The sequence below is a fragment of the Pseudomonas sp. LBUM1674 genome (genome assembly GCF_059695635.1).
Genome location: NZ_CP166779.1, coordinates 117,501 through 140,870, shown reverse-complemented (window position 1 = coordinate 140,870; position 23,370 = coordinate 117,501). Strand labels below are relative to the sequence as shown.

At 59.8% G+C, this 23,370-nt stretch carries 15 protein-coding genes, 3 rRNA genes and 3 pseudogenes (1 of these 21 cut by a window edge); 15 read left to right on the top strand and 6 right to left on the bottom strand.

What is annotated here, in order from left to right:
• Nucleotides 1-7 precede the first annotated feature (7 nt).
• The 5 genes from bcsA to ACA067_RS00640 all read left to right on the top strand — a co-directional run bounded on the left by bcsA (nucleotide 8) and on the right by ACA067_RS00640 (nucleotide 9,999).
• Entirely contained in the window at nucleotides 8-2,575 is a 2,568-nt protein-coding gene (gene bcsA / locus ACA067_RS00660; protein ID WP_497462703.1) for a UDP-forming cellulose synthase catalytic subunit, read from the top strand.
• Entirely contained in the window at nucleotides 2,572-4,890 is a 2,319-nt protein-coding gene (gene bcsB / locus ACA067_RS00655; protein WP_497460183.1) for a cellulose biosynthesis cyclic di-GMP-binding regulatory protein BcsB, read from the top strand. Before bcsA ends, bcsB begins: the two co-directional genes overlap by 4 nt.
• Complete coding sequence (gene bcsZ, locus ACA067_RS00650) at nucleotides 4,880-6,016, top strand: cellulose synthase complex periplasmic endoglucanase BcsZ (RefSeq protein WP_497460182.1); 1,137 nt, start codon at nucleotides 4,880-4,882, stop codon at nucleotides 6,014-6,016. The genes bcsB and bcsZ overlap by 11 nt, the downstream gene beginning before the upstream one ends.
• 29 nt (nucleotides 6,017-6,045) lie before the next feature.
• Nucleotides 6,046-9,579, top strand: a complete 3,534-nt coding sequence (gene bcsC / locus ACA067_RS00645; protein ID WP_497460181.1) for a cellulose synthase complex outer membrane protein BcsC — start codon at nucleotides 6,046-6,048, stop codon at nucleotides 9,577-9,579.
• Between the two features lie 81 nt (nucleotides 9,580-9,660).
• Nucleotides 9,661-9,999, top strand: coding sequence for a tryptophan synthase subunit beta (locus tag ACA067_RS00640; protein WP_497460180.1), 339 nt, complete (start codon nucleotides 9,661-9,663; stop codon nucleotides 9,997-9,999).
• Nucleotides 10,000-10,150: 151 nt separating this feature from the next.
• Here the strand turns inward: ACA067_RS00640 and ACA067_RS00635 are convergent.
• From ACA067_RS00635 to lapG, 3 genes and pseudogenes are all read right to left on the bottom strand, one after another.
• A pseudogene (locus ACA067_RS00635) lies at nucleotides 10,151-10,405 on the bottom strand (EAL domain-containing protein); the annotation flags it as partial.
• Nucleotides 10,399-10,599 carry a hypothetical protein gene (locus ACA067_RS00630; RefSeq protein ID WP_497462893.1) on the bottom strand — a complete coding sequence of 67 codons (201 nt, stop codon included), beginning with the start codon at nucleotides 10,597-10,599 and terminating at the stop codon, nucleotides 10,399-10,401. The pseudogene ACA067_RS00635 and the gene ACA067_RS00630, both read right to left, overlap by 7 nt.
• 14 nt (nucleotides 10,600-10,613) lie before the next feature.
• Complete coding sequence (gene lapG / locus ACA067_RS00625; RefSeq protein ID WP_497460179.1) at nucleotides 10,614-11,306, bottom strand: cysteine protease LapG; 693 nt, start codon at nucleotides 11,304-11,306, stop codon at nucleotides 10,614-10,616.
• Between the two features lie 196 nt (nucleotides 11,307-11,502).
• Between lapG and ACA067_RS00620 the strand changes: the two genes are divergently transcribed.
• The 10 genes and pseudogenes from ACA067_RS00620 to ACA067_RS00575 all read left to right on the top strand — a co-directional run.
• Nucleotides 11,503-12,210 (top strand): GntR family transcriptional regulator, encoded by a 708-nt coding sequence (locus ACA067_RS00620; RefSeq protein ID WP_497460178.1) that lies wholly within the window; start codon nucleotides 11,503-11,505, stop codon nucleotides 12,208-12,210.
• Nucleotides 12,211-12,871: 661 nt separating this feature from the next.
• A complete protein-coding gene (locus ACA067_RS00615) occupies nucleotides 12,872-13,648 on the top strand; it encodes a DUF3050 domain-containing protein (RefSeq protein ID WP_497460177.1) in 777 nt (258 codons plus the stop codon).
• On the top strand, nucleotides 13,645-14,574 hold the full coding sequence (locus ACA067_RS00610) for a diiron oxygenase (protein ID WP_497460176.1): 930 nt from the start codon (nucleotides 13,645-13,647) through the stop codon (nucleotides 14,572-14,574). The genes ACA067_RS00615 and ACA067_RS00610 overlap by 4 nt, the downstream gene beginning before the upstream one ends.
• Before the next feature lie 13 nt (nucleotides 14,575-14,587).
• Complete coding sequence (locus ACA067_RS00605; protein WP_497460175.1) at nucleotides 14,588-18,004, top strand: amino acid adenylation domain-containing protein; 3,417 nt, start codon at nucleotides 14,588-14,590, stop codon at nucleotides 18,002-18,004.
• Nucleotides 18,005-18,033: 29 nt separating this feature from the next.
• Nucleotides 18,034-18,501, top strand: a complete 468-nt coding sequence (locus tag ACA067_RS00600) for an SRPBCC family protein (protein ID WP_497460174.1) — start codon at nucleotides 18,034-18,036, stop codon at nucleotides 18,499-18,501.
• Nucleotides 18,502-18,750: 249 nt separating this feature from the next.
• Nucleotides 18,751-19,251, top strand: a complete 501-nt coding sequence (locus ACA067_RS00595; protein ID WP_497460173.1) for a sigma-70 family RNA polymerase sigma factor — start codon at nucleotides 18,751-18,753, stop codon at nucleotides 19,249-19,251.
• Complete coding sequence (locus ACA067_RS00590; RefSeq protein WP_497462702.1) at nucleotides 19,251-20,264, top strand: FecR domain-containing protein; 1,014 nt, start codon at nucleotides 19,251-19,253, stop codon at nucleotides 20,262-20,264. The genes ACA067_RS00595 and ACA067_RS00590 overlap by 1 nt, the downstream gene beginning before the upstream one ends.
• 88 nt (nucleotides 20,265-20,352) lie before the next feature.
• Nucleotides 20,353-21,171 (top strand): annotated as a pseudogene (locus ACA067_RS00585) (STN domain-containing protein); the annotation flags it as partial.
• 163 nt (nucleotides 21,172-21,334) lie between these two features.
• Nucleotides 21,335-21,715, top strand: coding sequence for a hypothetical protein (locus ACA067_RS00580; RefSeq protein ID WP_497460172.1), 381 nt, complete (start codon nucleotides 21,335-21,337; stop codon nucleotides 21,713-21,715).
• 99 nt (nucleotides 21,716-21,814) lie between these two features.
• Nucleotides 21,815-22,294 (top strand): annotated as a pseudogene (locus ACA067_RS00575) (PepSY domain-containing protein); the annotation flags it as partial.
• 93 nt (nucleotides 22,295-22,387) lie between these two features.
• Here ACA067_RS00575 and rrf (ACA067_RS00570) read toward each other — a convergent pair.
• From rrf (ACA067_RS00570) to ACA067_RS00560, 3 genes are all read right to left on the bottom strand, one after another.
• Nucleotides 22,388-22,503: ribosomal RNA gene (gene rrf / locus ACA067_RS00570) — 5S ribosomal RNA — on the bottom strand.
• Between the two features lie 108 nt (nucleotides 22,504-22,611).
• Nucleotides 22,612-22,727: ribosomal RNA gene (rrf, locus tag ACA067_RS00565) — 5S ribosomal RNA — on the bottom strand.
• Nucleotides 22,728-22,885: 158 nt separating this feature from the next.
• A 23S ribosomal RNA gene (locus tag ACA067_RS00560) occupies nucleotides 22,886-23,370 on the bottom strand (it continues 2,408 nt past the right edge of the window).

Genomic DNA, 23,370 nt, shown 5'->3' with positions numbered 1-23,370 from the left:
TCCCTACATGCATTTACGTCGACGGTACGACTGTTACCCACCGACGGCGTTCTGGCTGGCGACACTGACCACGCTGGCCTGGGTATTCCTGCGCCTTGAGTCGCCTGTCTGGCAGCCGCTGCTGGAGCAGCGCCAACGCTGGTACCCGCACGTGGCCAACAAGGCGCCGAGTGTGGGTGACCCGCTACGTATCGTCCTGCAAAGTCTGTGGCTGTTGGTGGCCAGGCCGATGCCCGAGCGTCGCCGCAGAAGCAAACCGCAATGGGTTCAGGACCTGGGCCAGTCGAACCTGCGGCTATGGGATCGCGTGGCCTTGTTTCTCAATAGGTTGCCGCAGCAGGCGAAACACAGCGTAACGGTCCATGCCGGCAAGAAATGGTGGCAGACCCTCAGCCCTCGCCAACAGCACTGGCTGAATTATATCTGCGCTGCTGTCGGCCTGGTTCTGGTGGTTGTGTGTATCACCGAGCCGTTCGGTTACGGTTCGCAATTGATGTTCGTGTTCTTGCTCTGGGTCGTGGCGATGGTGATTCGCCGCGTTCCCGGGCGGTTCCCGACCTTGCTGCTGATTGTGCTGTCGATCATCGTTTCCTGCCGCTATCTGTGGTGGCGCTATACCTCGACGCTGAATTGGGCAGCCCCGCTGGACCTGGTCTGCGGCGTCGTGCTGCTGATTGCCGAAACCTATTCCTGGCTGGTACTGCTACTGGGGTATATCCAGACCTGCTGGCCCTTGCAACGCATCCCGGCGCAATTGCCGGCCGATACCCGCCTGTGGCCAACGGTCGATCTGTTGATCCCGACCTACAACGAAGACTTGTCGATTGTTCGTGGCACCGTTTACGCAGCACTGGGTATCGACTGGCCCCATGACAAGTTGCGAATCTCGATTCTCGACGACGGCAAGCGCGAGGAATTTCGCCTGTTCGCCGCCGAGGCCGGGGTGAACTACATCACGCGTTCGGACAACAAGCATGCCAAGGCCGGCAACCTGAACCAGGCGTTGCTCAAGCTCGACGGCGAGCTGATTGCCATTTTCGACTGCGACCATGTACCGGTCCGTTCCTTCCTGCAGCTAACCGTCGGCTGGTTCCTGCGCGACCCCAAACTCGCACTTGTGCAGACGCCCCACCACTTCCTGTCGCCGGACCCATTCGAGCGCAACCTCGGCACCTTCCGCCAACGGCCGAACGAGGGCGAGCTGTTCTACGGCCTGGTGCAGGACGGCAACGACATGTGGAACGCCGCGTTTTTCTGCGGCTCCTGCGCGGTACTGCGTCGCTCGGCGATAGACGACATCGGCGGCTTTGCCGTCGAGACCGTGACTGAAGATGCGCACACCGCGTTGCGCCTGCACCGCCGCGGCTGGAACTCGGCCTACGTGCGCATTCCACAGGCCGCCGGGCTCGCGACCGAAAGCCTGTCCGCACATATTGGCCAGCGAATTCGCTGGGCGCGGGGTATGGCGCAGATATTCCGAACTGACAACCCGTTGCTGGGCAAGGGCCTGACGATCTTTCAACGGATTTGCTACGCCAACGCCATGATGCACTTCCTGGCAGGCTTGCCGCGCCTGGTGTTCCTCACGGCGCCCCTGGCATTTTTGTTGCTGCATGCCTACATCATTTACGCCCCGGCGATGATGATCGTCCTGTATGTGATTCCGCACATGCTGCATGCCAGCCTGACCAACTCACGCATGCAGGGCGAACATCGCCTGACGTTCTGGGGCGAAGTCTATGAAACGGTATTGGCCTGGTACATCGCCCGCCCGACCACCGTCGCCTTGTTCAACCCGAAAAAAGGCAAGTTCAACGTCACCGCCAAAGGCGGCCTGATGACCGAGAACCAGTTCGACTGGCGCATCGCGCAGCCTTATCTGGTGCTCGCACTGCTCAACATAGTAGGCCTGGGTTTCGCGGTATGGCGCCTGATCTACGGCCCGGCCAACGAGATCGGCACCACCCTGGTGAGCAGCCTTTGGGTGATCTACAACCTGTTGATTGTCGGTGCCGCGGTGGCCATCGCTGCAGAAGTTCGCCAGGTCAGGGAAACGCACCGGGTCCAGGCGCGTCTTCCGGTTGCCATTCGGCTGGAGAACGGCCATTTCTATCCCGGCATGCTGGTGGACTACTCCGACGGCGGGGCGGGTATCGAGCTTGAAGTACCGTTGTCGCTGCCGGTTGGTAGCCGCGTGTCGCTGCTGATGCAGCGCGGCCAACGGGAGTTTCTGTTCCCGTGCTTCGTCAGCCGCAGCCACAAGAACTTTGTCGGTGTGAGCCTGCAGGACCTGCCCGCCGATCAAAAAATCGATTACGTACAGTGCACCTTTGCCCGTGCCGATGCCTGGTTGAACTGGAATGAAGACTTCATCCAGGACCGGCCCCTGCGCAGCTTCATCGATGTGCTCAAGCTGGGCACCATGGGCTACTACCGCCTCTACCAATACCTGCCTGCTTGGACCCGCAAGCTGGCCTCTCCATTCGTGCGCCTGGGCGCATGGGTGATCAGCTATGTACCGCGCTTTCCGAAGGCTGTCTCTTCTCTTTCTTTTCGTCCGGTGAGCGCATCATGAGCCGCTATTTGCAAAAATCCTTATTGGCATGCCTGGTGTTGCTGGCCGTTGGCTGTGCTCAGGCGCAGACCCTGAAGGTTCAGCCACCCGCGACGGCTGCCACCGTGCTGGAGCCCGCTGTGGCCACATCGGTAATGCCAAGCTGGGATGTACAGCGCAGTTTCGCGCAGCTGGGGCGCCCGGCTGACAGCCTGTTGCTGGGCACGAACAACACCGATCAGATCGAATTCACCATGCGCCGCGACCGCATCGCCAGCGATGCGAAACTGCAACTGGAATACACCCCATCCCCCGCACTGATCCCGACCTTGTCCCACCTGCGTATCTACCTCAACGATGTGTTGATGAATGTGCTGCCGATCGAAAAAGACCAGCTGGGTAAAAAGGTCACTCGGCAGGTGGCGCTCGACCCTCGCCTGATCAGTGACTTCAATCGTGTACGGCTGGAATTCGTCGGTCACTACACCGACATCTGTGAAGAACCGTCAAACAGCGCCTTGTGGGTCAACATCAGCCGCGTCAGCCAAATTTCGGTCACCGAGCAGGCGCTCAGCGCGGAGAATGATCTGGCCTGGTTCCCGCTGCCGTTCTTCGACGCACGCGACTACCAGAGCCCGGTGTTGAACATGGTATTTGCCGCGAACCCGACCCTGGAGGAGCAGCGCGCGGCCGGTATCCTCGCGTCGTATTTCGGCAGCCAGGCCGGCTGGCGCGGGACCCGATTCCCGGTAGCGTTCGATCACTTGCCCGGCGCCACAGCCAAGGACAAGGCTCTGCCTTCGATCGTCTTCGCCACCAACGATCATCGCCCAGCCTTTCTCGCCGACCTGAAGACATTTCCGGCAGTGGATGCACCGGTGGTGCAAATCATCGACAACCCCGCCAATCGTTACAGCAAAGTGCTGTTGGTCATGGGTCGCAACGAGGCCGACCTGATTACCGCGGTGAAGGCCTTGGCCCTGGGTGGCGACCTGTTTCGCGGCTCACGCGTGACGGTCGACAAGGTCCAGCAGATTCTGCCCCGCAAACCCTACGACGCTCCGAACTGGATGCGCACCGATCGCCCGGTGCGCTTCGCCGAGCTGGTCAAATACCCCGAGCAGTTGCGTGTCAGCGGTGTACAGCCGCTGCCGATCAATCTCGACATCAACCTGCCGCCGGACCTGTTCGTCTGGCGTAACCAGGGGATCCCACTGCAGACCAAGTACCGCTACACACCACCGGCAGTGACCAATGACGGCTCACGGCTGAACGTCAGCCTGAACAACCAATTCATCACCAGCCTGCCATTGCCGGGCAACAGCAACAGCCGACTGGATGAACTGCGCCTGGCCGTACTCTCCAGCGAATCGGCGAACACCAGCGAGCGCCTGTCGGTGCCGGCGCTGAAAATTGGTGACCGCAATACCCTCAGCTTCAACTTCAGCTTTGCCAGCACCGCCAGCAGTTCTCAGCGCGACCGCTGCCAAAGCTCGTTGCCGGTCGACACCCAGGCAGTGATCGACGATCAGTCCAGCATCGATATGTCCGGTTATCACCACTACATTGCGATGCCTGACCTCAAGACCTTCGCCCGCAGTGGGTTCCCTTACAGCCGCATGGCCGACCTGTCGGAAACCATGGTCTTGCTGTCGCCACAACCGTCGACCATTCAGTTGAGTACTTACCTGGAGGCGTTGGCGGGTATTTCCGCACGCTCCGGCCTTCCGGCCTTCGGTCTGCATGTCAGCGATAACTGGAGCGATGCCGCCAAGCTCGATGCCGACTTGCTGATACTCGGCACATTGGCCCCGGACGTGCGTGACAGTCGTGACTTGAACCTGCTGCTCGACCGCTCCCGCGATTGGTTGCTGCAGGCCAGCAATACTCAGCCTGGCCGCACTGCTGCGCAGGAATGGCAGTACGGCGGTGAGCGTAACCTGGCCGCCAGCCGGGTCGAGGTGTCCGCCAAAGGCCCTATCGCGGCCATGGTCGGCATGAAGTCACCCTTCCATGAGCAGCGCAGCATCGTTGCGCTGCTGGCCACCCAGGACAGCGACTACCAGTTATTGCGCGAGACCCTCGCCGACAGCGGCAAGATGGGCGCCGTAGCCGGTTCCGTGGTGCTGATCCGCAGCAGTGGCGTGAGCAGCCAAATGGTGGGTGAGCCGTACTACGTCGGTCATCTGCCATGGTGGTTGATGCTCTGGTTCAAGCTGTCGGACCACCCGATCCTGCTGGCCTTCATGGCCGCAACCGGCGTATTGCTGACCGCCTTCCTGGTCTGGCGAGTCCTGCAGTGGGCGGCGCGTCGACGTCTGGCTTATGAAGAGTAAGCGTGCAGTACTTGGCGGATTGCCAGGCCTGGCGCTGGCTGTTGCACTTGCGCTGCAGCCAGCACACTCGGCGGCGGCGAGCAGTTGTCCGTGGCCAGCCTGGGAACGCTATAAACAGGCGATGATCAGCGAGGACGGGCGCGTCATCGACGGGTCTTCCGAGCAGCACATCAGCACCTCGGAAGGCCAGAGCTACGGGCTGTTTTTCGCCCTGGTCGCCAACGACCGCAAGTCGTTCGACCGGCTACTGGCCTGGACCCGCAACAACCTGTCCGCGGGCGACTTGAACCGTCATCTGCCGGCCTGGAAATGGGGCGAGTCCCAGAATGAACAGTGGCAGGTGCTGGACAGCAACAATGCTAGCGATGCTGATCTGTGGATCGCCTACAGCCTGCTGGAAGCAGCGCGTCTGTGGCAACGCCCGGAGCTCGAAACTCAAGGTCGCAATCTACTCTGGCGTAGCGCAGCGCAAACCCTGCACAAGCTGCCTGGCCTGGGGCTGATGCTGCTGCCGGGCGATGTGGGCTTCCAGTCCGCCGAGGGCGTGCGCTTGAATCCAAGCTACCTGCCACTGCAACTGCTCTCGCGGTTTTCCAGCGAAGCGCCGGTCTGGGCAGAGCTGGCGGACAACACTCGGCGCATGCTGGTTGAAACCTCGCCCAAAGGCTTCGCGCCCGATTGGCTGATGTGGCAGGCCGGCCAGCGCTGGGGCCCGGATGCCAAGGGCACGGACGGCAGCTATGACGCCATCCGTGTGTACCTGTGGCTCGGCATGTTGGCCAAGGACGCTCCACACCGCACGCAACTGATGGCGCATTTCAAACCGATGGTTGAGGCGACCACCCAATTGGGCTATACGCCCGAGCATGTGAACAGTGTCAGCGGCATCGCCACTGGCACCGGGCCTGTCGGTTTTTCCGCGGCAATGCTGCCACTGCTGTCCGCCAGTGGCGCTAATGCAGCGGCTGCCGTTCAGCGAGAACGTGTGCAACAGGCCCCTCCGCCGGCAGACGCCTATTACAACCAATCGCTGCTGATGTTCGGCCAAGGCTGGGACGAACAACGTTACCGATTCGATAAAGACGGACGGCTGGTGCCAAATTGGAAGGGTTCATGCAAAGGCTAGTCCTGCGAAAAACAGCGGCGAAAATATCCATGCTGCGATCCCTTCTGACTTGCGGCACGCTCCTGTCCAGCCTTTACCTGTGCCCGTCGGCACTGGCCGCGCAAGCCCCGGACACGCAACAGGCGCAGCAACAATGGTTGCTGCAGCAGATGCGTGTTGGCGAGGCAATGTTCCGTGAAGAGCTCATCAATGACTCGCTGGCGCGCCTGGAACTGATCGCGCCCAACCACCCGCAGGTGCTGGTCGGCAAGATCCGCCAGGCATTGCGCTCCAATCCTGCCCGGCAGGACCCGGCCGTAAACGCGCAATGGATCGAACAACTGATGAATCGCCTGCGCCAGCAGGCCCCCGGCTCACCTGCGCTGCGCCAAGCCCTGGCGCTGGTCAAACTGCAGAGTGCCAACGGTGCCAGGGACTTGCAGCAGGCTCGCCTGCTTGCAGCGGCCGGGCGCTTCGACGAAGCCACCGCGGCGTACGAGCAGCTGTTCGGCGATGAGCCACCCGACCTTGCCTCAGCCGTGGAGTACTGGAGTATCCGTAGCCGTCTGCCCGGGCAGCGGCAACCGGCGATCATTGCGTTGCGCAATCTGGACAACAACTACCCGGGTAGCGCCAGCCTGCGACAGATGCTGGTCGGGTTGTTGTTCGCCGAGGATCGAGATGACGAGGCCCTGGCGGTGCTGCACCAATTGGCTGCCGATCCGCTGGCAAGCGCTGGCGCGGCAGAAACTGAATACAACTACCTGGTCAAGCTGCCGGTCAGCCCCGAAACGGCCAAGGCTTGGCAGGCATTCACGAGCTATTACCCTTACTCACCGTTAGCCAAAGAAGCCGCCAGGCAGTTGGCCGAACAGCGTCGGCTGCTTGCCGACCCCGCCTGGCTGGCCGGCAGCAAGGCCAAGGTCCTGCTTGAAAACGATGCCGATCCAGTCGGCGCTGAAGCCATGTTGCGTCGTGCACTCAAGGCCTACCCCCAAGACTCGAGCCTGCACGGTGCCTTGGGCGTTGCGCTTATGCGCCAAAGCAAATACGCGGCCGCCAACGAGGCCGTCAGCCGCGCACTGAGCCTTGAGCAAGACACTTTCTACATCACCAAATGGCGCGATCTGCAAGACGCTTCTCGCCTCTGGATGGCGCTGCAAAAAGGTAACCTGGCGCTGCAAGGCAAAAACTTGTCAGCGGCACGCGTGGCGTTTACGCAAGCCCGTACGCTCGACCCTGGCAATACCGACGCATTGATTGGCCTGAGTGACGTCGCCAGCGCCGAGTCGGACGATATCGCCGCCGAAGCGCTGCTGCTGCAGGTACGCAAGTTGGAGCCGGACAACGCCAGCGCTGTGCGCAGGCTGGTGCGTCTGTACCGAGCCCAGTCCAGCGAAAAGGCCGAAGCGTTTCTCGACACGCTGCCCACCGGCAATCAAGCCGAATTCACCGGCCTGCGTCAGAGCATTCAACTTGAACGCCTGAGCCTGAAGGCCGACGCGGTGACGCAGCACTCGGACTGGGCGCAACTGGTGCCCTTGCTCAAACAGATGCGCGTATTGGACCTGGACAACCCCTGGCTGGCTTATCGCCTGGCTGGGGCCGAGCTTGCCTTGGGCAAACCGGTCGAAGCCGACGATGCGTTCCGCCAGCTATTGTTGCGTCAGGGCCAAAACCCCGAAGCCCGCTACGCCCACGCCTTGTACCTGGCCACCGAAAATCGCGACAGCGAGGTGCTCGCCAGCCTGGGGCACATCCCCAAGGCCGACTGGACCGACAACATGCGCGACCTGGCCGCCCGGAGCGAGCGTCGACAGTTACTGGCCCAGGCGCAGAACTTGCGCGATGCCGGCCACGAGCCCGAAGCCATTGCCTTGCTGCTGCGCAAGCCAACCGTCGATGATCTGTCGACGTTGGCCGACTGGGCTTTCCAGCGCGAAGACTACCCACAGGCGCAACAGTACTACCGCGCGGTGCTCAAGCAACAACCACAGGACCCCGACGCGCAATTGGGGTTGATCGAAACCTGGATCGCTACCGCTCGCCAACCTCAAGCCCGTGAGGCACTGGGCAATCTCAAAGCTCCAGTTGCCCCGACGCCAGGCTGGCACCGACGCGTGGCCAATGCCTGGGCCTCGGTCGGAGAACCGGGCAAGGCCAACGCCCTGTACGCGCAACTGCTGCAATCGCCGCAGACCGATCCGCTGATTTACCGCGACGCCGCACGACTGATGACCAAGGACCAGCCACAACAGGCCCTCGATAACTATGCCCGCAGCATGGTGGCGGCTGGCTTGACCGAGTCAGCACAGTCCACCCCGCGCAACAACGTCGCGATGACCGAAGCCAGCCGCGCCAACGATAGTGATGACTGGATGCTGCGCAGCCTGCGCGCAGATGTCGATGAGCTGTACCAACAGCAAAATCCGACCGTGAACCTTTATCAGGACTTTGCCTGGCGCACTGATAATTCTGACCCGGGCATTTCCGACCTCACCACGCAAACCACAATTTTGCGCATCGATATGCCGCTTGCCGAAGGCCAGGGCTTTGTCCAGGCCGAACAGGTCGACCTGCAAGCGACTCGCTTCGATACCGATGCCAATGGTCGGCACCAAGAGGCATTCGGTACCTGTGCGCTGGCAACCGGTGGCTGTCCCAGCACGTCGCTCAGCACCAGCGGCCCCGGCCTTGCGGTCGGCTGGAAGAACGACCAGTGGGCCATCGATCTCGGTCACACCCCACAAGGCTTCGAAATCGGCAACTGGCTGGGTGGTGTCGGCTACAGCAGTGACTGGCAAAGTGTGGGCTGGACCCTGACCGGTTCGCGACGGCCGATGAGCAACTCGGTGGTGTCGTATGCCGGCGCCGTCGACCCACTGACCGGCACTCGCTGGGGAGGTGTCACCAGCAATGGCTTGACCTTGAGCCTCAGCCATGACGAAGGTGGTGTCGATGGGGTCTGGGCCAGCCTGGGCGCACACTGGTTGCTTGGCAAAAATGTGGAGGACAATCAGCGCCTCTCGGCCATGGGCGGCTATTACTACCGGCTCATCGACACAGCCGATGAACGCATGCGTACCGGTCTGACCCTGATGTACTGGGGTTATGACAAGGACCTGAGTGAATACACACTGGGGCAAGGCGGCTACTACAGCCCGCAGCAGTATTATTCAATCGGGGTGCCGTTAAACTATGCCTGGCGCAACGCCAACTGGTCGGCCACGCTGGAAAGCTCTGTCGGTTGGTCCTATTCGAAAACCAGCGCCAGCGATCTTTACCCACACGAGCCAGTCGACAGTGTGCTGAACCAGCTCAACGATGCCGGGTTCGCGACTGACAGCAACGCCAGCCTGACCAAGGAGGCCAGCAGCAGCAATGGTGTCGGTATCCGCCTGCAAGCCCTGATCGAGCGCAGGTTGTCCGATCATCTGGTGCTGGGCTCGGGCATCACTTATCAACACAGCGAAGGTTATGCTCCCAGCCGCGCCCTGCTGTATCTGCGATACACCTTCGATGAATGGCAAGGCAATCTGCCGATGCCCATCGAGCCGGTCACCCCGTACGCGGACATGCGCTGACCCTTCCGATCACTCCATGCATGGCCAGCGTTGGCCTATGCTGCTCTTGGCTGTCATGGAATCAACTCCGAGGGATGCGCCATGTTCTATGTGCAACGCAATACAGAAGGCCGACTGATGCGCGTGGAAGCCCAGGCCTACGCCGAGGCTACCGAAACGCTGTCGGCCGACCACCCTGACCTGCAGGTCTGGTTCGCCAGCGAGGTCATGGCCACCAGCCTCAAACAGCTCAAGCAGAGCGACCTGGACATGATCCGGGTACTCGACGACTTGATCCAGGTATTGACCAGCAAAGGGGTGATCCGCGTGACCGACCTGCCGGCCGCCGCGCAAGCCAAGCTCATGGACCGGTCCCAGGCCCGTGAGGCGCTGGGTGGGTTGAGTCGTTTGGTTGATGATGATGAGGCGGGCTTGATCTGAGCTTCTTCGTTGCCTACGCTGACGTCTTCGCGAGCAAGCTCGCTCCCACAAGGGATCTCCAGTGAATGAAGTTCTGTGCTCGATCGAGAATCAATGTGGGAGCGAGCTTGCTCGCGAAGGCGGACTCACTGACGACGCAAAGTCGAAAGCCTTACTCCCAAGGCTTGGGCTCCCCAAACAACCGCCCCTGAACCCCATACACCCCCAGCTCACGCATCACCAACAACTCTCCTTCAGTCTCGACCCGTTCGGCAATCAACGGCAGATCAATGCTATGGGCAGCCCGCTGAATCGCCTCGATGAACAATCGCTTGTCACTCTCCTGATCAATCGCCCGGATGCAGCTGCCGTCGATCTTCAGATACGCCAACCCAAGCCGCGCCAGGTTGCCGATCACCATCAGACGGTCCAGCCGCGCGGTCCAGTCAAAGCGCTCGAGCCATGGCAGGGCGCCAGTGCGGTCGCGGCGTCTTGGGCGTGAGAGCGTAATTGGTTGACGTATTGGGCACGCGAGCTTTCCAGGCTGACGATAAAGTTGCCGGTGAACGCGACCACGAGGAACAGACAGATAGCGATCAACAGCTGTTTGCACAGAGACATCTGTGGGCGTGCTCCTAGTGGGTCGTCTCGACAGGAAAACCTTCTGCCTGCATTTTCTTCAGCACATCCTGCCAACGGGACAGACGTTTGGTGTCACCCATCTGTTTGTTGCCCTTGGCACCCGGAAGCCACACTCCTTCGGCATTGAAAGCGTAGACCGGCAGCAGGTCGGTTCGTTGGCTGGCGGGCCTGATCGCATCCATCAGGCTGTCGAGCACCAGCGGCACGGCCTCAGGACTCGAGTAATAGGTCAACACCATATGGGCGCGGTTCAGGCTCACGGCCTTGACGTAGGTGATGCGCAACTTGTCACTGGAAACACCGAGATGGCGCAGGCTGAAATATTTGGCGATAGCGAAGTCTTCGCAATCGCCGGCGCCTTTCCACAAGGCTTCGATCGGGGTTTGCCAATAATCGACCAGACGCCACAGGTCGATGTCTTCTTCGTAATGCAGCTGTCTGTTGAAGAACTGGTTGACCAGGTTGAGCTGTTCCGGCTCGTTGATTTGCTTCTGCGTGGCCAGCAATTGTTGCCAGGCATTGATGCGTTGCTGACCTTCGCCCAGCGGTCCGTATAATGCCTGCGCCCGACGGCTGATCTGGGAAAAGTCCCAGTCAGCGTGCAGCCCGCCCGGCATGACGCCAGCCAGCAGCAACGCGCCGCATAGCCAGCGCAATGTCCGGGGAATCGCGAAACATGCCGCCAAGGCGAGGCTTCCAGGTTGGGCAGATAGGGTCGATTGATGGTGAAGGCTGGCCCGGTAAAAGACAATGGCACGGTGAGATCACTGGTGACGCGCTAAACTCTTGATACAGGTCCTCTACATTGTTTGACATCTTGTACAACACTAACTAGTGTCCTTTGGATCCAAAATTTATCTCAATCAATCAGGGTGCGTTGTAGTGACACAGAAGCCCAACCCTCTCAGCAGCATCAAGGTCCACGGGCCGATTCCTGCTCATCTGGCCCGCTCGGTGATCGAAGAAACCCTGCGTGCTGCCATCCTCGATGGTCGCCTCCCTTGCGGCGCCGCCCTTCGCCAGCAGGACCTGGCTGACCTGTTCGGCGTCAGCCGCATGCCGGTTCGCGAAGCCTTGCGCCAGCTCGAAGCCCAATCGCTGCTCAACGTGATCGCGCATAAAGGGGCGGTGGTCGCACCGCTGGTTCAGGGCGATGCCGTTGAAACTTACGCGCTGCGGATCCTGTTGGAATCCGAAGCCCTGCGCTTGTCGATCCCGTTGCTGACCCAGGAGGATTTTGAACAGGCCGCCCGCTATATCGATGAACTGGAAACGCAACACGACTATACCGAAATCGGCCGGCTCAACCGGCTGTTCCACATGTCGCTTTACTGCAAGGCGCCGAACCGGCGGCTGTTGAAGCTGGTGGAAGACGGCCTGAACGAGGAAGAACGCTTCCTGCGCTTCAACCTGGAAGCCATGGGCCTGGGCAAACTGTCCCAGGAAGATCACCGGGCGATGTTACGGGCCGTGGAAGACCGCGACATCGAACGCTCGGTGAAGATGCTCGAAAAGCATCTTAATCGCGCGGTCGAGGTCATCACACGTTACCTCGATAGCCCTGAGGCAAAGAACAGGAAAATCTCGTAGTAACCCAGCGGCAGGCCTGAGCAAGCAAATCAAACTGCTCGTTCTTGTTTGCCGCGATTGCGCCCGCTGCCTTCGCTCCCCCCCTCCAGCCGGATCATTGCACCGACAGCTTTCACGCGTCGGTGATGGCGGCTGCCTTGAATTACGCTCACTCTTTGGGTTGTCGATAAATAATGAACGGGTGACGCACCGCACGAAGCGGAGCAGTCCTCGCACCCAGAACCAACGGAAGGAGTCTTGTCACGGGAAAAGGAAGAATCGGCGGCATTCCCGGCCCACTTCCACCCCCTCAGATCACCTTGACGCTCTTAATTAGAAAGTTACTTCGAGTGAGGCATTCACTCTCTTTTTCGATTCTGACTTATATAAGCCGGAAGGAGTAACCACATCCAAATAAAACTTAAATGAAAAGTCTTATTGGAACTTGTCACGCCAAATAAAGTTAAACTTTAAAATAATAAAAAAATATCTTGCCTGGAACTTTATTCGTGTATTAATTTTCTTCCGCTGCCAATAAACATTGGCTGACAGGCCGTAATCAGGCGATTTACATACACCCATTCGGATCAATTAGTTCGAGGCGCTCGCTCGCCAGTAAAAACTTGAAGCGCCCGTTACTTATTAATCACGCGTTATTCCCCGATCACTTACAGGCTCACCCATGACAACGACTAAAGACCGTCTTAATCAGAAAAAAGCAGAACTAAGCGCACACCCGATATTTTCTGAAATACATTCGCTCCCGGTACTCCAACGTTTCATGGAATCCCATGTGTTTGCGGTATGGGATTTCATGTCGCTGACCAAACGCCTGCAACAGGAACTGACCTGCGTCCAACTGCCCTGGTTACCGCCACGAGATCCGCAGGCTGCGCGCCTGATCAACGAGATAGTGTTGGGTGAAGAGTCCGATGACCGTCCGGCGCGGGGTCATTACAGCCACTTCGAGTTGTACCTGGATGCCATGCGCGAAGTCGGTGCAAGTACGGCCGCCGTGGAGCGCTTCGTGGCGCTGCAACGGGAAGGTGTCAGCTATGACGTCGCATTGCGAAGTGTGGATGTCGAGCCGGCGGCTGCGCAGTTTGTGCGCCACACCTTGCACACCGCACTGCACGCGCCGGGCCATAGCGTCGCGGCGGCCTTTCTGCACGGTCGCGAAAGCGTGATCCCGCAGATGTTCCAGCGCATTCTCGATGATTGGGGCATCGGCATCGAGCAAGCACCGACCTTTCGTTATTACCTGCGGCGGCATATCGAAGTCGATTCCGAAGACCACGGCCCGGCGGCGCAAAGACTTCTCGCGCGGTTGGTCGATGGCGATTCGCAACGTGAAGAAGATGTCTACGCCAGCGCCATCGCTGCCGTGGAGAGCCGCATCGCCTTGTGGGATGGCCTGCGCCTGAGTATGAGCGAAGCAGTGGCCGAGGTGAACGCATGAACGCCGCCGACTACCAATCCTTCGCCGACGCCTGGGAGAGCCGCGCCACCATCCGCACCCGCCCACGCCGCGTGCTGGAGAACGACGACAAGCTGATATATCCCTTGAGCCGTCAGCCGCTGGTGCTGAGCGAACCCTTCCTGCGCGAGTGCCCCGAGCAGCGCGATTTTGCCTTGGTGCAGACGCTCTACAAGTTCATCAACGACGTGGTGATCTTCGAAACCGAGATCGTCGACAAGACCGCCCGCAGCATCGCGAAAAACCGTTTCCCGCTGGCCTTCCCCTTCGCCTGTCGTTACGACGCCATGACGGTGGTGGTGGACGAGGATTACCACGCGCTCGTGGCCATGGATTTCATGCAGCAGACCATCGCCATGACCGGCATCACGCCGATCGCGCTGCCAGATGAAATCGAATTGAGCCGGGCAATTCCAGCGACCGTCGCACTCGCACCGCAGCATCTGCGCAGCGCCGTGGAACTGATCTGTGTGGCCATCGCCGAGAACACCGTCACTGGAGATGTCGCGGCGTTCGCCAAGGACGACACGGTCAAGCAGTCGATCAAGGGCTTGATGGCCGACCATTTGCTCGACGAGGGCCGCCACTCCGGCTTCTGGACGCGGCTGGTACGCATCTACTGGCACACCGCAAGCGAAGACGACCGTCGATGCATTGCGCACATCCTGCCGGTGTTCATCGGCCAGTACCTGACCAACGACATCCAGAAGTCTTTTGATTTGCAGCTGATCGAGTCCTTGCCGATCAGCGATGTCGCACGCCGCGCACTCAAGCGCGAAGTCTCGGGGCTGGCCTTCCCGATCAATCGCCATCACCCGCTGGTCGCCAACATCGTGCGGTTTTTTCGCAGCAGTTCACTGCTCGACTCGCCGTGCGTGCAAGACGCCCTGGGCGACTACCTGGCTTAACGAGGAGCACATCATGAGACGTCTCGACATTCTGCTCATTGGACGCAGCCAGGCTTTGATCGACCTGACGCTGGAGCTCGAACAACAGGGTCATTCGCCACGGCAGTTGACATCCCTCGACGAGCAACCGACGGGTCACGTCGATTTGCTGATCGATGACGCCAGCCTCCCCGTTCATTCCTTTGGCGATGCACCGCGATTGACACTGCAACTGGGCGTCGGCGCTCCGGGAGCCTCAGGCCTGCCGCCGCTGGAACTGCTGTGCCAGTACGGTTCGACGCTGCTGAATCGGGTGCCTATCGCCGATGAGCCTTCGGGTAACGGTCAGGCGCTGCGTGTGCGAGCAGTGGCAGAACTAATGGACCACGTGGCGCTGTTGATCAGCCGCTACTCCCGGGATGCCGAGTATTTTCTGCTCGCCGCGCCTGCAACCTGCACCTCATTCGAGCAGGTGGAAAATCTCCTGTTTCTGGAGAGCCTGGCCTTCGTCCATCGACTCAACACCACCGCAGAACCCTGGCTGCTGCATCTGGCGCAAACGCCAATGATCGAGCGCCTGGAGCAGCGCTTCATTCAGTCCACCGAGCGACTGGCGCTGAATGTCGCCGGCACCTCTCTGAGTTATCGCGAACTGCATGCCCTGAGCCGCGCCATTGCACAGCGTTTGCAACCATTGCTCGATCAGCGCCAGGGACAATCGGTGATCGGGATCTGCCTGCCTAAATGCAGCGCGTTGTATGCGGGGATTCTGGCGATTCTTGGCAGCGGTGCGGTGTATCTGCCCCTTGAGCCGAGCCATCCGTTGCAACGCCAGCAGTACATCCTGTCGAATGCCGGGGCGGTGTTGCTGCTGCATGACGGGCAACATCCGCTCGCGGACGAAATCCCCGGGCTGGATATCAGCCGCATCGACATCGGTGATATAGATTTCGATCAACCCTTGATGCGCCAGCGACCCGATCTCGACGCCCCCTGCATGGCGCTCTACACCTCGGGCACCACCGGCCATCCCAAAGGCGTAGTGCTCAGCCAGGCCAACCTCGCCCACTTCACCGCGTGGTACGCCGACTACGTGCAGCTGACCGAACAGAGCCGGGTATTGCAGTTTTCGTCATTGAGTTTCGACTCGTCGCTGATCGATATTTTCCCGACCCTGCTGCAGGGTGCCGAGTTGATCGTGCCCAGCGACGATCAACGTCGCGACCCGTTGCAACTGGTGGAACTGATCCGGTACCAACGACTGAGCCACGCCTTTTTGCCGCCAGCGCTATTGAGCATCCTGCCGCTGGATCAATTGCAGTGCCTGGAGCATGTCATGACCGGCGGCGATGTCTGCGAGCCCTGGGTCATCGAGCAACTGACTCGCCAAGGCAAACTCTACAACCTCTATGGCCCGACCGAAGCCACGGTGCTGATCACCGCGCGACAGCTGCGCAGCGGCGACAGCAACCGTACCCTCGGCGCGCCGATTGCGAACAGCCAGGTGCTGATTCTCGATGAGGATTTGCAACCGGTGCCTGAACAGACCACAGGCGAGTTGTACATCGTCGGCCCGGGGGTGTGCCTGGGTTATTTGAACAACCCGCAGCAGACCGCCGAACGCTATCTGATTCTGAGCCTGGCCAATGGTGAGCGCCTGCGCGCCTACCGCACCGGCGACATGGCCAAGTGGACCAGCGAAGGTATCGAGCTCTGCGGGCGCCGGGACAATCAGGTGAAGATTCGTGGTTTTCGGGTCGAGCCGGAAGAGATCGAACGCTTCCTGCGCGACAGTCAGATGTACCGTCAGGTGGCGGTAGTCATCGACAGCCAACGGCGGATTCTGGCGTTCCTCGCGCAGCCTCGGGAGGACCACCCAGGCACCGCTCGCGAAGCGCTGAAAGCACACGCCATCGAGTGCCTGCCGGATTACATGCAACCCACGGCATGGACCGAACTGGCGAGCATGCCGTTCGCCAGCAACGGCAAGGTTGACCGCAAGGCGCTGCTGGAACTGCCCGTCAGCATGACCGAGCACCACCCACGGCGCTTGCCCGCCAGTGCCGATGAAGCCTTGTTATTGGCGATCTGGGCCGAGTTGCTGGAGTTGCCGGCCAGTGATATTTCCACCGACGAAAGCTTCTTCAACCTGGGCGGCCACTCGATCCTGTTGTCGCGCATGCTCCTGCGACTGCGTGAAGAATTCGGCCGCAGCATCTCGATCAACCGCTTCATCGAACTGCCGACCATCAGCAAACTGGCGACGCTGGTTCGTGGCTCCGGCACCGAAGAAGTGTTGTGCGAACAGGCCATGGCCGATGCCTTCCGCGAACTGGATATGCAGCCCTTGCCGGTCAGCCGCATGGGTGATGTGCACAGGGTGATCGTTACTGGCGCCAACAGTTTTGTCGGTGTGCACATCGTTGAGGCATTGCTGGCCTGGGGCGCCAGTGAAATCGCATGCCTGGTGCGTGAGGGTGGCGGGCAATCGGCGGTGCAACGTTTCACTCACGCCTTGCGAGAGAACCGCCTGGAGCATCTGGACCTGAGCCGGGTGCGGGTTTATGCCGCGGATATTACCCGCCCCGGGCTGGGGCTCGCCGCGGATGTCTATGAGCGACTGGACCGGGAGTTCGGCGCACTGGTGCATAACGCCGCCAACGTCAATCACGTCCTCGATTACGAGTCATTGGCGCGGGATAACGTCGAGCCGATTTTCGAATGCCTGCGATTGTGCGAAGGGCGCAGCAAAAAGATCTTCAACTTCGTCTCGACGCTTTCGGCCTCCAGCACCCTTTCCGCCGATGGTCGGGTCCTTGAGTTGCCTGCCGCACAGACCCCACCGATCTACATCAAAAACGGCTACAACCTGTCGAAATGGGTCGCTGAACGCATCCTCGAGCGGGCTCGCGAGCGTGGAGTCCGGGTCAATCTGTATCGCCCCGGCAACATCAGTTTCAACAGCCTCACGGGGGTCTGCCAACCGCACAAAAATCGGTTAATGCTGATGCTCAAGGGGTCGATTCAGCTCGGTCAGGTACCGGAGTTCACGCTGAATTTCGACCTGATGCCGGTGGATTTTCTGGCCCGCTTCATTGCCTTTCACGCCAGCCGTTATCAGTTCGACAAAGCGGTGTTCAACCTGCACAACCCCGAACCCTTGAGCTGGGACGCCTACGTTGCGTCATTTCGCGAGGCCGGCCGGGAGTTTTCGATGGTCAGCGTCGCCGACTGGCAGCAGCAACTGGGCCGGGTCGACAGCGATAACGCGCTGTTCGGCGTACTCGGCTTCTACCTCGACGGCTTCGAAGAAGACATCGGCGATATCTCGATGATTGGCCACGACAACGCCCACGCTGGCGTGCGCCAGATGGGCACGCACTACCCGGAAAAATCCCCGGCACTGCTGCGTCGCGGCTGCGACTACCTCAAAGAAATCAATTTCATCTGATTCATCTCAACCCCGAACGGAGCAATACCATGAGTACTCTGCAACCCGATACCCTGATCAAAAACCCTCAAGGCTGCCAGGTCTTGTCTTCGGTGGAAGTACCGGCCGATGCCGCGCAAGTCTGGGCGGTGGTCGGCAACTTTTCCGGTTTCGACCGCTTCATTCCGGCGCTGTCGCACATCGAGATGACCGGCGAAGGCGTGTCGTCCCTGCGCAAGAAATTCTTCAGGGACGGCAATCTGGTAGTTGAACAACTCAATTCCCGGGATGAGCAGGCACGGAGCATGACCTGGACCACGATCTACAACACTTTGGGCGTGGCTAACTTGTGGGCGGCGATGAGTGTTGAAGCGCTGGGGGCGGACAAGTCGCGGGCGACCTGGACCATCATTGCCGAACCGGCGCAGGGTGGTGCCGAAGCCTTGTCGGGGTTCAAGGAATTCGTGCAGGGGTTTGCCGATGATGCGATGAACAATGTGTTGAAGCTGTTTGCGTAGGGCTTTCATTTAGCGGTGAATGGTCCACCGCTTTCGTCGGAACGCCGCCCGGAGCCGGCTCGCTCCCACAAGGGATCTCAGTCGTTCACATGTGTCGTGTTCAGTGAAGATCCAATGTGGGAGCGAGCCTGCTCGCGAAGAACGATAACGCGGTTTCACTGACGTTCCGCTCAGCAGCAGTTGCAAATTCCCCAGCCCTTGATGACAATGCGACTAATTATCATTTGTGACGTCCGGGCTGTCGCGTTCATGTCCTCACCTGAGTTTGCAGTACAGGCGCTTTACAGTAGCCATCACGGTTGGCTCAACACATGGCTGCGCGCTCGACTGGGCAATGCCGCCGATGCGGCGGATCTGGCCCAGGACACGTTCGTTCGCCTGCTGCAACGCACCGAACGCCTGGAGCTCAAGGCACCACGCGCCTTTCTGCGCACCATTGCCCGCGGCCTGGTGATCGACCATTGGCGCCGAGAGGAAATCGAACGCGCCTACCTGGAAACCATCGCCCATTTGCCCGAGGCCGAAACCCCAAGCGCCGAGGCTCGGGCATTGGTGCTCGAACTGCTGGAAAGCATCGCTCGCATGCTTGAAGGTCTGAAACCGAAAGTGCGTCAGGCGTTTCTGCTGGCCCAGTGCGAAGGCCTGACCCACAAGCAGATTGCCGAACAGATGGGCTTGTCCTTGCGCTCGGTGGAGCGTTATGTGGCCGACGCGCTGTATCACTGCTACGTGTTGCGGTATGAAGCATGATGCCGGTGGATAGTTCAGTGCTGAATCGCCGCGGCGAGCCGCATCAGCAGGTGGTCAGGCAAGCCATCAATTGGTTGCTGCGGCTGCGTAATAACGCGGCCAATCCAAGACTGCGTCAGCAATGCGATAGCTGGCGGGCAGAACACCATGAACACGAACTGGCCTGGCAACGAGTGCAATCCCTGCATGCCGAACTGAGCATCAACCTGCGGGCGGTGCCTGGCGCACAGGTCGCCTTCAACACGCTGGAAAACAGCGCCCAGGGACTGGGCCGACGCCAGGCGCTGAAGTTGCTGTCGGGTGTATTGCTGATGGGCTCTGCCGCCTGGCTGAGCAAGGATGCGGTGGGCTGGCAGCAATGGACCGCCGACTTCGCCACCGCCACCGGCGAGCGACGTGGCTTCCAGCTACCCGATGGCACACGCTTGGAGCTCAACACCGCCAGTGCGGTGGATCTGGATTACACCGCGCAGCAGCGCCTGATCAAACTGACCCGCGGCGAAATCATCGTGACCTGTGGCGGAATCGACGAAGACTCTTCGTTTGATCGACCGTTACGGGTGCACAGTCGCCACGGCGTGTATGAAGGAGTGGGTGCCCGTTTCATCCTGCGCCAGGAGGCCGACTGCACTCGACTCAGCGTCACCAGTGGCATTGTCGCGATCCATTCGCCGCTGGCCGCTGACGGTGTGCCGATTCAGGTGGACGCCGGGCAGAGTTTTTTGATCGATCACCACCAGGCCAAGTCGGTACCGCCGCTGAACATGGATGCCGGTGCCTGGGTCGACGGCCTGATCGTGACCCGCAACATGTGCCTGGGGGATTTCCTCAATGAAGTCGCACGCTACCGGCACGGTTATCTGACGTGCTCGGCGGACATTGCCGACTTGCGCCTGTCCGGGGTTTTCCGTCTTGAAGACACCGATAAGTTGTTGGCCATCCTGCCGCACACCCTGCCGGTGCAACTGCGCTATCGCACTCGCTGGTGGGTGACGCTGGAGCGGCAGGCCTGAATTATTTTTGGCGGGTTTTCCGTGCACGCCCGGCTTAGTCAGTAAGCACTGCAATTCTGACTTCAGCGACTTACTACGGAAACCTACAATGACTGCGCGCGTCCTCAACAAGAACCCTCTCCTTTACGCCGCGGAATCAGGCGTCCTGCGCCACGCCATCCGCGCGGCGCTGTTCTCGACCGCATTGGGTGTTGGCCTGCTGCCGACACTCGCCATTGCAGCACAGGGCAGCGAGGCCAGTAGCCACCGCTACAACATTGCCGCCGGCCCCTTGAGCGATGTGCTCAACCAATTCGCGCGCCAGGCGGGCATCACCCTGTCGACGACTCCGGCTCAAACCCAAGGCCTTCAATCGCCGGGATTACAGGGCGACTATTTGGCGGATCAGGCGTTGAGTCATTTGCTCGATGGCACGGGGCTTGTGGCCGTCAGTCAGGATGGCAGCAGCTATGTGCTGCGGTCCGGCGCTGAACCCGAAGCCCTGGCCCTGCCCACCACAGACATCAAAGGCTTCGTCCTGGGCAACGCGCTGGGCAGCATGGAGGGCTACAACGCGACTCACAGCCAGATCGCCACCAAGACCAGTACCGCGCTGCTGGAAACCTCACAAAGCGTGTCCGTGGTGACTCGCGAGCAAATGGACGACCAGGGTTCGCAAACCGTGTCCCAGGCCATGCGCTACACCCCTGGAGTGCTGACCAACCCGTACGGCGCGACTCATCGTTATGACTATGTGGCGATGCGGGGCTTCAACGACGGTTCGGTGGATAACATCTATCTTGATGGCCTCAAGTCGATGGGGGACAGCGGTACCTACAGCACCATGCAGGTGGACCCCTATTTCCTCGAACGGGTCGATATCCTCAAGGGGCCGTCGTCGGTGCTCTATGGTCGCAGTTCGCCGGGCGCGCCGACGCTGTTATGGGCCCATCGTTCGAGGGTTCTGACGACGATCAGACGCTTGATGCCAAAAAGAGGCGGAGAGTTGATTCTGGCAAGCGATGAGCAGACATTTTTTTGCGATTTACTCTGATACGCTGCTGAAACACTCGTTTACAGGAGTTGTTCGCATGATTGGCAAGTTAATTTCGACGGGGTTCAATTTGGCCACCTTGCCCGCCCGCCTGACTTTTCGCAGCGTCCGCGCCTTGGCCATGACGCCTGCCGAAGCCAGCCGCCTGCTGGCGGACATGCGTCAGGCATCGGATCAGGCGGTGCAGGAACTCCAGGGGCTGTTGGCCAACGTCGATGCGGACATGACCCACAAAACGGCGCACCTCAGTGCTGCCGACAAGCGCCTGGCAGCCGAACTGGCCCTGCACGCCGCCGAACAACACCTGAACATGGCCGCGATCAACATTCTGCGGGCCGTCTGGCTGACGCTTCACTCGACGCCGAACTTGCCGCCAAGCGAGATTGATAAGCGGCTTGAACAGACACGTAACGACTAACAGACCGTCCGGGGGATCGATCGATCCGAGCGAGAAATGGGAGCTCAGCATCCTTGAATCGGCGCTTCATGTGCAGGTGGGGTTTATGGAGCGCTTACGGTGTTCAAGCCCGCGGTGTCACTGTTTTCGCCAATTGAACCGAGTGTGTATGAGGCCCGCGGGCGAATCCCTGCCGAAGCGTTGGGGGTTACTCAACTGAGTTATCAACAGGCTTATGAACGGGCGTCGCAGGAAGGGCAAAGGCTGGGACTGACAGCGGCGATCGGGGAGCTGTATTACAGCTTTGAGTACAATTTTTATGGGGCGGGGTTCGGGCAACACGATACCGAGGCCCATGGGAAGTCCTGGCTATTCTTCCACGGTACGGACGGGCGTTTACTGGGGCAGGAAATAGCCGGGCAAGGCACCCTGGGAGAACGTTTTTATCGGCTGCAATTATCCATACACGGCGGGCGGATCATTGGGTTTACCGGACAGGTCATGATCGCGGTATTGGGCGTTTTGATTGCAGTCCTGGCGGGGACGGGGATCTATATCTGGTGGCGCAAGCGGGTGGCTCCGCGGCAAGGCACGCAAAGGATAGTCGTCACCCAGGTCAAGGTTGAAGCTTTTACAGATCCCGGAAAGACAAAACCCCTGTCTGCGTTAGCAGACAGGGGTTCTGGAATTCAATCTTGACGATGACCTACTCTCACATGGGGAAACCCCACACTACCATCGGCGATGCATCGTTTCACTGCTGAGTTCGGGATGGGATCAGGTGGTTCCAATGCTCTATGGTCGTCAAGAAATTCTGTGACCAGCCCGTTACCGCGGTAACGGGCCAGCAAAAAATGGTGACTTCTACTAAAACAAAACCCCTACCTGCATACGCAGATAGGGGTTTCGGAATTTAATCTTGACGATGACCTACTCTCACATGGGGAAACCCCACACTACCATCGGCGATGCATCGTTTCACTGCTGAGTTCGGGATGGGATCAGGTGGTTCCAATGCTCTATGGTCGTCAAGAAATTCGGTAGCCAGGTCGTTCACCTTTCGGTTTACGCTCCAGCGAATGGGTATGTGATAGTCAGGTGTTTTGTGAGTCTCTCGAACTTTCGGTTCGTTTCGTCTTCACACACCGCAATCTGGTGCTCTTTCGAGTCAGCAAATTGCTTGGGTGTTATATGGTCAAGCCTCACGGGCAATTAGTATTGGTTAGCTCAACGCCTCACAGCGCTTACACACCCAACCTATCAACGTCGTAGTCTTCGACGGCCCTTCAGGGGACTCAAGGTCCCAGTGAGATCTCATCTTGAGGCTAGTTTCCCGCTTAGATGCTTTCAGCGGTTATCTATTCCGAACATAGCTACCCGGCAATGCCACTGGCGTGACAACCGGAACACCAGAGGTTCGTCCACTCCGGTCCTCTCGTACTAGGAGCAGCCCCTCTCAAATCTCAAACGTCCACGGCAGATAGGGACCGAACTGTCTCACGACGTTCTAAACCCAGCTCGCGTACCACTTTAAATGGCGAACAGCCATACCCTTGGGACCGGCTTCAGCCCCAGGATGTGATGAGCCGACATCGAGGTGCCAAACACCGCCGTCGATATGAACTCTTGGGCGGTATCAGCCTGTTATCCCCGGAGTACCTTTTATCCGTTGAGCG

What these genes read in the sequence shown, in the direction of transcription:
- ACA067_RS00640 (WP_497460180.1), top strand. Translation starts at nt 9,661, where the DNA reads ATGTTCTATGTGCAACGCAATACAGAAGGCCGACTGATGCGCGTGGAA.
- bcsZ (WP_497460182.1), top strand. Translation starts at nt 4,880, where the DNA reads ATGAAGAGTAAGCGTGCAGTACTTGGCGGATTGCCAGGCCTGGCGCTG.
- ACA067_RS00595 (WP_497460173.1), top strand. Translation starts at nt 18,751, where the DNA reads ATGTCCTCACCTGAGTTTGCAGTACAGGCGCTTTACAGTAGCCATCAC.
- ACA067_RS00580 (WP_497460172.1), top strand. Translation starts at nt 21,335, where the DNA reads ATGATTGGCAAGTTAATTTCGACGGGGTTCAATTTGGCCACCTTGCCC.
- bcsB (WP_497460183.1), top strand. Translation starts at nt 2,572, where the DNA reads ATGAGCCGCTATTTGCAAAAATCCTTATTGGCATGCCTGGTGTTGCTG.
- ACA067_RS00630 (WP_497462893.1), bottom strand. Translation starts at nt 10,599, where the DNA reads ATGTCTCTGTGCAAACAGCTGTTGATCGCTATCTGTCTGTTCCTCGTG.
- bcsA (WP_497462703.1), top strand. Translation starts at nt 8, where the DNA reads ATGCATTTACGTCGACGGTACGACTGTTACCCACCGACGGCGTTCTGG.
- ACA067_RS00610 (WP_497460176.1), top strand. Translation starts at nt 13,645, where the DNA reads ATGAACGCCGCCGACTACCAATCCTTCGCCGACGCCTGGGAGAGCCGC.
- ACA067_RS00615 (WP_497460177.1), top strand. Translation starts at nt 12,872, where the DNA reads ATGACAACGACTAAAGACCGTCTTAATCAGAAAAAAGCAGAACTAAGC.
- ACA067_RS00600 (WP_497460174.1), top strand. Translation starts at nt 18,034, where the DNA reads ATGAGTACTCTGCAACCCGATACCCTGATCAAAAACCCTCAAGGCTGC.
- ACA067_RS00605 (WP_497460175.1), top strand. Translation starts at nt 14,588, where the DNA reads ATGAGACGTCTCGACATTCTGCTCATTGGACGCAGCCAGGCTTTGATC.
- ACA067_RS00590 (WP_497462702.1), top strand. Translation starts at nt 19,251, where the DNA reads ATGCCGGTGGATAGTTCAGTGCTGAATCGCCGCGGCGAGCCGCATCAG.
- bcsC (WP_497460181.1), top strand. Translation starts at nt 6,046, where the DNA reads ATGCTGCGATCCCTTCTGACTTGCGGCACGCTCCTGTCCAGCCTTTAC.